Annotated in this window: 9 protein-coding genes; 4 read left to right on the forward strand and 5 right to left on the reverse strand. The window is 71.0% G+C overall.

What is annotated here, in order from left to right:
• The 3 genes from ADBZ5U_RS10875 to ADBZ5U_RS10885 all read left to right on the forward strand — a co-directional run.
• Positions 1–917 (forward strand): cyclic nucleotide-binding domain-containing protein (locus tag ADBZ5U_RS10875; RefSeq protein ID WP_526265274.1); only part of this gene is annotated, 917 nt, incomplete at its 5' end.
• Positions 918–1,056: 139 nt separating this feature from the next.
• Positions 1,057–2,055 (forward strand): alpha/beta hydrolase, encoded by a 999-nt coding sequence (locus tag ADBZ5U_RS10880; protein WP_526265290.1) that lies wholly within the window; start codon positions 1,057–1,059, stop codon positions 2,053–2,055.
• A 93-nt stretch (positions 2,056–2,148) separates the two neighbouring features.
• A complete protein-coding gene (locus ADBZ5U_RS10885) occupies positions 2,149–2,877 on the forward strand; it encodes a DUF72 domain-containing protein (protein ID WP_526265275.1) in 729 nt (242 codons plus the stop codon).
• On the opposite strand, the gene ADBZ5U_RS10890 is transcribed toward ADBZ5U_RS10885, so the two are convergent.
• From ADBZ5U_RS10890 to ADBZ5U_RS10900, 3 genes are read right to left on the reverse strand one after another with little or no spacing between them, the layout of a single operon-like run.
• Positions 2,874–4,358, reverse strand: a complete 1,485-nt coding sequence (locus ADBZ5U_RS10890) for an acetyl-CoA acetyltransferase (protein WP_526265277.1) — start codon at positions 4,356–4,358, stop codon at positions 2,874–2,876. The two genes, ADBZ5U_RS10885 and ADBZ5U_RS10890, sit on opposite strands and share 4 nt — an antisense overlap.
• Positions 4,355–5,797: an aldehyde dehydrogenase gene (locus ADBZ5U_RS10895; protein WP_526265280.1), complete on the reverse strand. Its 1,443-nt coding sequence runs from the start codon at positions 5,795–5,797 to the stop codon at positions 4,355–4,357. The genes ADBZ5U_RS10890 and ADBZ5U_RS10895 overlap by 4 nt, the downstream gene beginning before the upstream one ends.
• Entirely contained in the window at positions 5,794–8,136 is a 2,343-nt protein-coding gene (locus ADBZ5U_RS10900; RefSeq protein WP_526265282.1) for a CaiB/BaiF CoA-transferase family protein, read from the reverse strand. Before ADBZ5U_RS10900 ends, ADBZ5U_RS10895 begins: the two co-directional genes overlap by 4 nt.
• A 95-nt stretch (positions 8,137–8,231) precedes the next feature.
• Here ADBZ5U_RS10900 and ADBZ5U_RS10905 point away from each other — a divergent pair, with 95 nt between their 5' ends.
• A complete protein-coding gene (locus ADBZ5U_RS10905) occupies positions 8,232–8,972 on the forward strand; it encodes a CPBP family intramembrane glutamic endopeptidase (RefSeq protein WP_526265284.1) in 741 nt (246 codons plus the stop codon).
• Here the strand turns inward: ADBZ5U_RS10905 and ADBZ5U_RS10910 are convergent.
• Both ADBZ5U_RS10910 and ADBZ5U_RS10915 read right to left on the reverse strand, forming a co-directional pair.
• Positions 8,969–10,012, reverse strand: a complete 1,044-nt coding sequence (locus ADBZ5U_RS10910; RefSeq protein WP_526265286.1) for a zinc-binding alcohol dehydrogenase family protein — start codon at positions 10,010–10,012, stop codon at positions 8,969–8,971. The genes ADBZ5U_RS10905 and ADBZ5U_RS10910 overlap by 4 nt on opposite strands.
• Positions 10,013–10,068: 56 nt before the next feature.
• Entirely contained in the window at positions 10,069–10,371 is a 303-nt protein-coding gene (locus ADBZ5U_RS10915) for a GlsB/YeaQ/YmgE family stress response membrane protein (protein ID WP_526265288.1), read from the reverse strand.
• Positions 10,372–10,556 lie beyond the last annotated feature (185 nt).

Genomic DNA, 10,556 nt, shown 5'->3' on the forward strand with positions numbered 1-10,556 from the left:
TCCAGATCGGCGACTGGGTCCAGACCCCCTCCGCCAGCGGCCGGGTCGTCGAAGTCAACTGGCGGGCCACCCACATCAACACCGGCAGCGGCCTGGAGATCATTCCGAACTCGGTGCTGGCCGGGCAGGCGTTCGCCAACCTGAGCCGGCCGGCCGGCGGCCACACCATCACCGTCCCGGCGAAGTTCTCCGGCGCCGACCCTCCCGACGAAGTCTGCGCGCTGCTGACCTCCGTGGCGGCCAACCTGCCGCATCTGCACCCCGGCGGCGAGCCGACCGCCAACGCGAACTCCAGCACCGACTACACCGTCACGATCCCGGTCCGATCCCCCGCCGACGACGCCGCGGCCCGGTCCACGTTCCAGCGCTGGCTCTGGTACGCCGCCCGCCGCGCCGGCCTGCGACTCGACGGCCTCGACGACGATTTCTCCACCGCGAAGCGCCGGGCCGACGCACTGCGAAAGATCGCGCCGGTCCTGCGGGCCAACAGTTCGGATCTCGAAACGCTCCTGCCCAATGTGGTCGTCACCCGGTACGGCGCCGACGAGGTGATGCAGAGCAGTGGCGAGATTCCATCGGCGATGTCGTTCGTGATCAAGGGCCGCGTTCGACTGGTCGTCGTCGGCGCGGACGGAACCCTGATTCCGCTGAACACACTGCACGAGGGCGACTTCATCGGGCAGACCGCGCTGACCCGCGAGCCGGTGACCGGCAGCGCCTATGCGATCGGCGAGGTGACGATGCTGCAGATCGATCGGAAGACCGTGGAGAAGATCGTGTTCCGCAAGCCGGAACTGCTTCAGGACCTCAGCCAGGCGATCGACGAGCGCCGCGAGCGTGCCCGCGCGGCGGCCGGCCAGGCCCAAGACGACACGGCTGCAACCGATTCCGACACCGAAGCCGCTGAACTCGGCTGATTCGACACGTGATCTGATCGTTGCCCAACCGCGACTTGGCACACCGCGTCGCGTTCCGGTCGCCGATCCTTCCCGGTGCTTGACTTTCCAAGCACGGCAGTCGACCGCTGCTCCGGTACGAAAGGTGATGGGAGTCTTCATGAAGATCGTCGCGAAGTTGCGAGGCAACTGGATTCGCCGTGCGGCCGCAACCGTCGCCGCCGCAGCCGTCATGCCCGGCTTGATCGGAGTCGCCGGCGGTTCGGCGACGGCGTCCGCCTTCTCGCGGCCCGGTCTTCCGGTGGAGTACCTCGACGTCCCGTCGGCCTCGATGGGCCGGAACATCCGCATCCAGTTCCAGGGCGGCGGCGAGCACGCCGTGTTCCTGATGGACGGCCTTCGCGCCCAGGATGATTACAGCGGCTGGGACATCAACACCCCGGCGTTCGAATGGTTCCTGAACTCGGGCCTGTCAGCGGTCATGCCGGTGGGTGGGCAGTCCAGCTTCTACTCCGACTGGTACCAGCCGTCCCAGGGCAACGGTCAGACCTACACCTACAAGTGGGAAACGTTCATGAACAAGGAGCTGCCGGTCTACCTGAAGGACAAGAAGGGCATCAACCCCAACGGCAACGCCGTGGTCGGCCTCTCGATGGCCGGAAGCGCCGCGCTGAACTACGCGATCTACTACCCGCAGAAGTACGTCTACGCGTCCTCGCTGTCGGGCTTCCTGAACCCCTCCGAGGGCTGGTGGCCGATGCTGATCGGACTGGCCATGAGCGACTCCGGCGGGTTCAACGCGCAGAGCATGTGGGGACCGTCCTCGGACCCGGCGTGGCGGCGTAACGACCCGATGGTCAACATCAATCAGCTGGTGGCCAACAACACCCGGGTCTGGGTCTACTGCGGCACCGGCACCCCGTCGGAGCTGGACACCTCCGGTGGCGGTGGCAACCTGATGGCCGCGCAGTTCCTGGAGGGCTTCACGTTGCGCACCAACAAGACCTTCAGGGACAACTACCTGGCCGCCGGCGGGAAGAACGGCGTGTTCAACTTCCCGGCCAACGGCACCCACAGCTGGGGTTACTGGGGCTCTCAGCTTCAGCAGATGATCCCCGATATGCAGCGGGTTCTCGGCGCACACCCATCCGGCGCCTAGAGAAGTCGCCCACCGGCAGGCCTGCCGTCCTCCCCCGGGGCGGCAGGCCTGCTGTCATGTTTGCGGGGCCCGCGAGCGGGGTAGCGGTGGTGGGTGACGGTGCGGATCGGAACCTCCGGCTGGTCCTACGACCACTGGGCGGGGGTGCTCTACCGGCCGGGGTTGCCGGCGGCCGGGCGACTGGCGCGCTACGCCGAGGTGTTCGACACCGTCGAACTCAATGCGAGCTTCTACCGCTGGCCGCCGCAGACCGCGTTCGCCGGGTGGCGCGAGCGGCTGCCCGCCGGATTCACCATGTCGGTCAAGGCGCATCGCGGACTGAGCCACTTCCGGCGGTTGGCCGCGCCCGAGCCGTGGATCGAGCGCATCGAGGTGTGCCAGCGCGCGCTCGGCGAGCGCCGCGAGGCTGTGCTGGTGCAGCTTCGCGCCGACATGGTCCGCGACGACGCCCGCCTGGATCGCTTCCTGGGCCTGGTGCCGCACTGGATCCGGATCGCCGTCGAGTTGCGCCACCGGTCGTGGGACGACCCGGCGGTCTACCGGATCCTGCGGAATCGCCGGGCCGCGTACGTGGTCACCAGCGGGCTGGATCTCGCGTGCATTCCCACGGTGACAACGGATTTCGCATACGTCCGGATGCACGGACCGGATGACGCGGCGCCCTACGCCGGCAGCTATTCCACCGAGGAACTGCGGCGCTGGGCCGACCGGATCGGCCGATGGGTGGGTGATGGCCGGCGGGTGCTGGTGTACTTCAACAACGACGGCGGCGGCAACGCGGTGCGCAACGCGTGCGAGTTGCGGGATCTCCTGACCTGCTAGTCGCCGCCCTGCAGGGCGGCCCGGCCGTCGGCGTGAACCCTGACCTTCGCGCCGGCGATGTCCTCGGCGACGCTGTGTGCGGCCGCGCCGGCGTCGTCGACCACCGCCAGCGCACGGCTGCCGTCAGGAGTGCGGACGGCGAGGAACACCTTCTCCGGCTTGCCTTCCCGGTCATGCGGGGTGGTCCAGGACTCCACCGTCCCGACGCCCTCCCACCCGACCACCGCGGTGCGGGTGGGTTCGGCCTCGACGGCGGGTTGGACGTCCTCCCAACGGAACTCGCGACCAGGCGGGGTGGCGCTGTAGACGCCGAAGCTGTGCTTGGTGAGATAACCGCCGTTGGCGCTGACCAGTCCCCGCGAGCCCGGGTTCTCCCTCAACCGCTGAGCCATCGTCGCGATCGAGTGCGTCACGTAGTTGTTCCACGGCCCGCCGGCGAAGGTGAGGCCGCCGGTGACCGTGAGCGGGCGGTCCGGGTCGCCCACCGGAAGGCCCAGTTCACCGGCGGCCACCTGGACCGCCGACGGGAAGCACGAGTAGAGGTCGACGTAGTCGAGGTCGTCGAGTCCCACCCCGGCCAGCTCCAGGACCCGCGCGCCGGCGATCCGGATCGCCGGACTGCGATGCAGTTCAAGCCGTTCGGCGAAGCCGTAGGTGTCGTGCGCGTCGGTGCCGGCGTGGGGGAAGACCCAGCCCTCCCTCGGTATCTGCAGATAGGTGGCCTTCTCCGCCGAGCACAGCACCAGTGCCGCAGCCTGGTCGACCATGTTGTTGGAGTTCATCAGCTTGGTGTAGGGCCAGCTGATCATCCTGTTGTCCGGGCCGGCCTCGGTGATCTGGTCGCCGGAAAATCTTTCCCGGACCCAGGCATGGGGATTGCCCGCCGCCACCGCGCTGAACTGCGCCCACAATTCGCCGATCCGGCGCCGATGGGCGGCCACCGGTTCGGCCGCGGCGATGCGCAGCGCCTGCTCGAACAGCGGATAGACGAACGAGGGCCGGTCCAGTCCGATCCGCTCGTCGGCCGGGCCCGACATCGGGACGTCGGTGCCCGCTCCCGGCGGGACGCGGACCGATTCGTCCTGCTTGGTCCAGTCTGGACGGATACCCTTGGCGCGCAACCGCATCCGGGTTCGCCAGGTCTCGCCTCCGGCCAGCAGGACCGCATCGGCGCGACCCCGTTGGATGTCCAGGCAGGTTTGGTTGACCAGTGACTGCGGAGTGTTGCCGCCGATCCCGGTGTACTGCGTGGCGGCGTTCGGGGCGCCGACCCGCCGGCCGATCAGCAGACCGGGGTCCCGGTAGCGCCAGGACAGCAGGTTGACCACCCGGATGGAGTCCAGCGCCGCGAGGACCCGGGGGTCGGCGGCCTCGCGGGCCGCGGCGGCGATCAGATCGACCGGTTCCACGTCCGGGTTCTCGGTGCGCTGATTGATCTGCCCGGCCCCGATCAGCACCGGGGTCCGCGGGTCCAGGGTCATCGGGTGTCGGCCGGGCCGACCCGGTAGATCGACTTGAGGTCGAAGAACTCGTCGAGTCCCTCCGGTCCGAGTTCCCGGCCGATGCCGCTGGCCTTGACGCCGCCGAAGGGCGCGCCGATGTCCAACTGGTAGTCGTTGACCCCGACGGTGCCGGCGCGGATCTCCCGCGCCACTTCGGTGGCCCGGTCGGCGTCGGCCGACCACACGCTGCCGGCCAGGCCGAACTCGCTGTCGTTGGCCAGTGCGATCGCCTGCTCGTCGCTGTCGTAGGCGATGACGGCCAGCACCGGACCGAAGATCTCCTCCCTGGCGATCCGGGCGGAGTTGTCGACGTCGGCGAAGACCGTCGGCTCGACGAACCACCCGCGGGGCCGGTCACGCGGGACATCGCCACCCGCGACGAGTCTCGCTCCACTGCTCTTCCCGTCGGCGATGTAGCCCAGCACCCGATCCCGCTGCCGCGCGCTGACCACCGGCCCGATGTCGGTGGCCATGTCCAGCGGGTCGCCGACGGTCAGTCCGCCGACCATGGCCGCCAGTGCGTCGACGACTTCGCCGTAGCGTGACCGGGGCGCCAGGATCCGGGAACCGAGGAAGCAGGTCTGGCCGTTGTTGATCAGCGACACCGACTTCAGTCCGGCCATGGTGGCGTCGAGGTCGGCGTCGTCGAGGATGATCGCCGCCGACTTCCCGCCGAGTTCCAGGGTGACCGGACGCAGCAGCCGGCCGCACACCTCGCCGATGATCCGGCCGACAGCGGTGGATCCGGTGAAGCTGACCTTGTCCACCCCGGGGTGTGACACCAGGTGGGCGCCTGCCTCCGCTCCTCCCGGCACCACGTTGAGCACCCCGGGCGGCAGCCCGGCCTCGGCGGCCGACTCAGCGAAAACCATTGCGTCCAAGGCTGTTTCGGGTGAGGCCTTGAGGACCACCGTGCATCCCGCGGCGAGGGCGGGGGCGAGCTTGAACGCGGCCAGGGCCTGCGGATAGTTCCACGGCACGATCGCGGCGACCACACCGACCGGCTCCCGCCGCACGATGGTGTGGCCGATCAGGCTCGGCCGGACCTCCTCGATGGGCGTCTCGGTGATGAGCTTGGCGTAGTAGCCGAGCAGCGCGGCCGGGAACAGCCCGTTGGCGCCGCGGGACAGCCGCATCGGCATGCCGTTCTCGCGGCTGACCAGTTCGCCGGTGCCCTCGGCGCGTCGGTGCAGCGCCGCGGCGAAGGCCAGCAGCAGCCGGGCCCGGTGGTCCGGTGAGGTGGACCGCCATTCCCCCAGCGCCGCGCGGGCGGCCGCCACCGCGGCGTCGATGTCGGCCGCGGTGGCACTGGCGCCGTCGCCGAGCGGTTCGCCGGTGGCCGCCTCCAGGACCGGCACGGCCTCCTCGGCGGGCCGGAACTCGCCGTCGATGAACAGCTGCGGACTCTCGGTCTTCACAGGGCGGCTCCCTCTCGATCCCCGGCGGCGAACAAGACACCTGACGCGATCAACTGCTCGGTCCGCTCCGCCGTCATCCCCAGGATGTCACGGCAGACGCGGCGGGTGTCGGCCCCCGGGAGCGGCGCCGGGCGCCGCGGCGCGGGCGGGATGTTGCGGAAACGGGCGGGCCCGGTCTCCGCGGGCAGCGGCACCTCGAGCAGCGGATGGGTCATGTCCGCCAGCACGTTTCGCCACCGGAGCTGCGGATGGTCGTAGACCTCGTCCGGCCGGTTCATCGGCCCGGCCGCCACGCCGGCCGCCTGGAGCAGCTCCGCCGCCTGCAGCGGGGTGCGTTCGGCGGCCCAGGCGGCCAGATCGGACGTCAACCCGGCCACCGCCCGCCGGTCGGCGTCCGAGCACAGCGAGACCACGCACCACTCGTCCTCCCCCGCGCACCGCAGCACCAGGTGCGCGGCCTCGTCGTGGCGGACGGCGTGGCCGGAACCGGCGGCCTCGGCGGCGAACATGACGAAACGGGTGTCCAACTGGTTGATTCCGGCCTCGGCCTGGGAGACGTGGATCCGGGCGCCCACTCCGCGGCGCTTGCGGCGGATCAGGCCGGCCAGCGCGCCGATGGCGGTGATCCGGCCCACCACGTGGTCCGGGAAAATCGTCGTGGCGTCGTAGAAGGGATGCCGCGCGGCAGGATCGGGCTGGTCGGACGTCCACAGACTGGTGACGCCGGTGACCGCCCGGACCAGTGGCCCGTAGCCCATCCGGGTGCTCCACGGGCCGGTGTCGCCGTAGGCGCTGCTCTCGGCCACCACCAACGCGGGATTGATCTCCCGCAACCACCCTTCGCCGAAGCCCAGCGCGGCCAGGGTGCCGGGTTTGAAGTTGGCGAACAGCGCGTCGGCCGAGGCGACCAGGTCGGCGAATACCCGCCCGCCCTCGGCGCTGCGCAACTCCAGGCCCATGCCCAGGTGATTGCGGTGGGCACGGGCGAACGAGTCGCCGATGGCCTGGTGCTCCCGCTTCTGCCGCAGACCGTCCGGATAGGACGCGCTCTCCACCTTGACGACCTCGGCGCCGAGGTCGCCGAACAGTCTGCTCAGTTCTCCCCCGGCCACGATGATTCCGAGGTCGATGACCCGGATGCCCTCCAGTGGCAGACCGCCGACCGGCGCGACGGGGGCCGGGTCGTAGCGCTCGGTCCGCCAGGCGGGCCGGTCCGCCCCGGCCGTCGCCTCGGGGGACGCGGGGGCGGCGGCGCGGAACCCGGCCCGCCCGCCGTCCACCGCCCAGTAGCCGACCGGCACCCGGGCGGTCACCCCGGGGACCAGTCCGGCGTCGGTCAGCGCACCCGCGGCGGTGAGGTGATCGGAGTGCAGCGCCTGGGCGGGGGTCATCACGGCGGCGATCGGCACGCCGTGGCGCTGGCCCTCGGCCACCAGCTCCTCGCGGGTGCGGCCGGCGAACAACGTGCCGATCAGCGTTCCGAGTTCGTCGAAGGCCTGCGCCCGTGCCGCCAGGGTGTCGAAACGCGGATCCTGGAACTGCTCCGGTTCGCCGAGCCAGGCCCGCAGCCCGCGCCACTGCCGCGGCGCCATGACGCAGATCCGGACGTACCCGTCCCGGCATCCGAAGATCGGATAGAGATCCTGATTGCGGGGCCTGCCGCGCCAGCGTTCGCCGCCCTTCTTCGCGGTGGCCGCCTGGCCCTGCGTTCCGAACGGCGGGTCCAGCGCCATCACCACCGCGTCGAACCTGGCGAAGTCGATGTAGTCGCCGACGCCGCAACGCAGGCGGTTGAAGTACGCCGCCAGCAGCACCCATGCGGCCTGCACCGCGGCGGTCGCCGAGGCGATGCCGTCCGGGGGCAGGACCGGGGTGCCGACAGCCGGGCCGGACCGGGACAGCGCGGTGCACATCGCGTAGAACACCGGGTCGGTGGCACGCCACGAGGCGTAGGGCCCGGCGCTGCCGAAATCGGTCACCAGCATGGTGACCAGGTGGCCGAACCGGTCGGCCAGGGCCTCGCACGAGGTGCCGTACCCGGGGAGTCGGCCGCTGTCGACGACGATGTCGGCCCCGCCGGCGAGATCGAGGAGCCTGCGCCGGTCCTCCGCGGAGCCGGGGTCCAGGACCGTCGCCCGCTTGTTGGCGTTGTGCAGTGCGAACGGGATGCTCGTGCCGTCCAGCAGGGGTGGTCGCAGGCGGCCGGCGGCACCCCCGGACGGTTCGACCTTCAGCACGTCGGCGCCCAGGTCGGCCAGCAGCCGGGAGACGGCGTCGGCCTCGCCGTCACAGAGGTCCAGGATCCGCAGTCCCGCCAGCAGTGGCTCGTTCTCGCTCAACGCCGCGCGCCTTCCATCTCCCGGCGCCGAGCTTAGCGCGCCGGGCGCCGGCGGCGGCGGCGGTGACGTCGTCACCGCAGCTAGAATGGCGGGCGATGGCTGAGCACGCGGTCGTGACGCAACTGGCGGCGCTGCACCGGTTGCGGACCTACGTCGACATCGGCGTCGTGGTGGTGGTGCTGGCGCTGACCAACCTGGTAGCGCACTTCACCACCCCCTGGGCCGGTGTCGCGATGGTTCCGGCGGGGGCGCTCGCCCTGCTGCTGCTGGTGCGCGCACGCGGCCTGGGCTGGTCGGAACTCGGACTGGGCCGCGAACACTGGCGGTCGGGCGCGCTCCACGCGGCCGCGGCGGTGGGCCTGGTTGTGCTGGTGGTCGCCGCCGGCGCGCTACTGCCATGGACCAGACCGATGTTCCTCAACGACCGCTACGCCACGCTGTCCGGGGCGGTGGTCGCCTCGATGGTCATCATCCCGCTGCAGACCGTCATTCCGGAGGAGTTGGCCTTTCGCGGGGTGCTGCACGGCGCGATGGACCGGGCCTGGGGCTTCCGCGGGGTGGCGGCGGCCGGGTCGGTGCTGTTCGGGCTGTGGCATGTGGCCTCGTCGCTCGGCCTGACCGCCGGCAACGTCGGTTTCACCAGGATTCTCGGGGGCGGGGTGTTCGGCATGGCGGCCGGCGTGGCCTGCGCGGTGCTGGCCACCGCCGCCGCCGGTTTCGTGTTCACCTGGCTGCGCCGGCGCAGTGGCAGCCTGCTCGCGCCCATCGCGCTGCACTGGTCGCTCAACGGCGTCGGCGCCCTGGCCGCCGCCCTGGTCTGGCAGCTGTCGGGTTAGTCCCCCGTCAGGTCCAGAACCGCCGCCCCGGCGATCCTGCCCTCGGCCAGATCGGTCAGGGCGCGATCGGCCCGGCTCAACGGGTAGCGCGGGGTCGTCACCTCGATGCGGTGGCGTCCGGCGAAGGCGAGGAATTCCCGGGCGTCGGCGCGGGTGTTCGACGTCACGGAGCGCACCTGGCGCTCCTGGAACAGATGCCGCTGGTAGTTCAGCGCGGGGATGTCGCTGAGGTGGATGCCGGCGATGGCCAGCGTGCCGCCGCGATCGAGTGCCTCCAATGCCGGCGGCACGAGATCACCGGCCGGAGCGAACAGGATGGCCGCGTCCAGTTTGACCGGGGGCGCCGCCGCTGCGTCCTGGGCCGACGCCGCGCCGAGGGCCAGGGCCAGTTCGCGGGCCCGGGCGCCGCGGGTCATCACATGAACCTCCGCGCCCAGGGCCAGCGCCACCTGCGCGGTGAGGTGGGCGCTGCCGCCGAATCCGTAGAGGCCGAGCCGGCCGCCGGGCGGCAGGTCAGCCCGCAGCAGCGCGCGGTAGCCGATGATGCCCGCGCACAACAGCGGGGCGATCTCGCTGTCGCTGTAGCCCTCCGGCAGCCGGTGCGCGAAGTCGGCCGGCACGGTGGCGAAGTCGGCATAGCCGCCGTCGGCGTCCCACCCCGTGTAGCGGGAGTTCGGGCACAGGTTCTCGTCCCCGCGCCGGCAGTACGGGCAATCGCCGCAGGTGTGGCGCAGCCAGGCGATGCCGACACGGTCGCCGAGCGCGAAGCCCGCCCGGAGATCGGGTTCAGAACCTTCGGCGCCGGGACCGAACCCGACGACCTCCCCGACGACCTCGTGCCCGGGGACGACGCCCGGCCGGTGAACGGCCAGGTCGCCCTCGGCGACGTGCAGGTCGGTCCGGCACACACCGCACGCCCGGACTGCGACCAGTAATTCCCCGGCGGCGGGAACGGGGACAGCGGCCCCGTCGTCGAATTCGAGCGGACCGCTGCGCATCGGGCCCGGACGCCGGACCCGCCAGGCACGCATGAAGCCCATAATGCACCGCCTCCCGCCCCTGGCGGGGCGGGAGGCGGTGGAGGTTTCGGTCCGGGTCAGGTCCGGCTGCGCACCTTCCCCACGATCCAGAGCAGGATTACCGCCCCGAGGGTGGCGGTGAACAGTGTGAACCACCATCCGCCCCCGGCGGTGTTCAGGAAGAAGCTGAGCAGGAAGCCGCCGATCAGTGCGCCGGCGATGCCGATGACGATGTCCATCAAGAGGCCGGAACCCCCGCCTTTGACGATTTTGCCGGCCAGCCATCCGGCGATGGCGCCGATGATGATGTAGCCGATCCATCCGACGCTGGTGGTCGTCGTCGACCGTGCCAGCAGTTCGGTTCCAGCAATGATGTCCATACACCCTCCTCGGTTCGTCGGCCGGTTTTCAGCAACCGGCCTCTGAACTGTGAAGCTACGCCGATCGGGTAACGATGCGCCTGCGAATCGGCTACAAAATCAGCCTCCGGACTGTTAGCCCCGATCGGATCAGGTGGGCATGCCGGGGGCCGGCGGCGGGGCCGGGGCCGGCGGCGGCGGGGGCG

This window comes from Mycobacterium sp., from assembly GCF_040398885.1.
Classification (GTDB): Bacteria; Actinomycetota; Actinomycetes; order Mycobacteriales; family Mycobacteriaceae; genus Mycobacterium.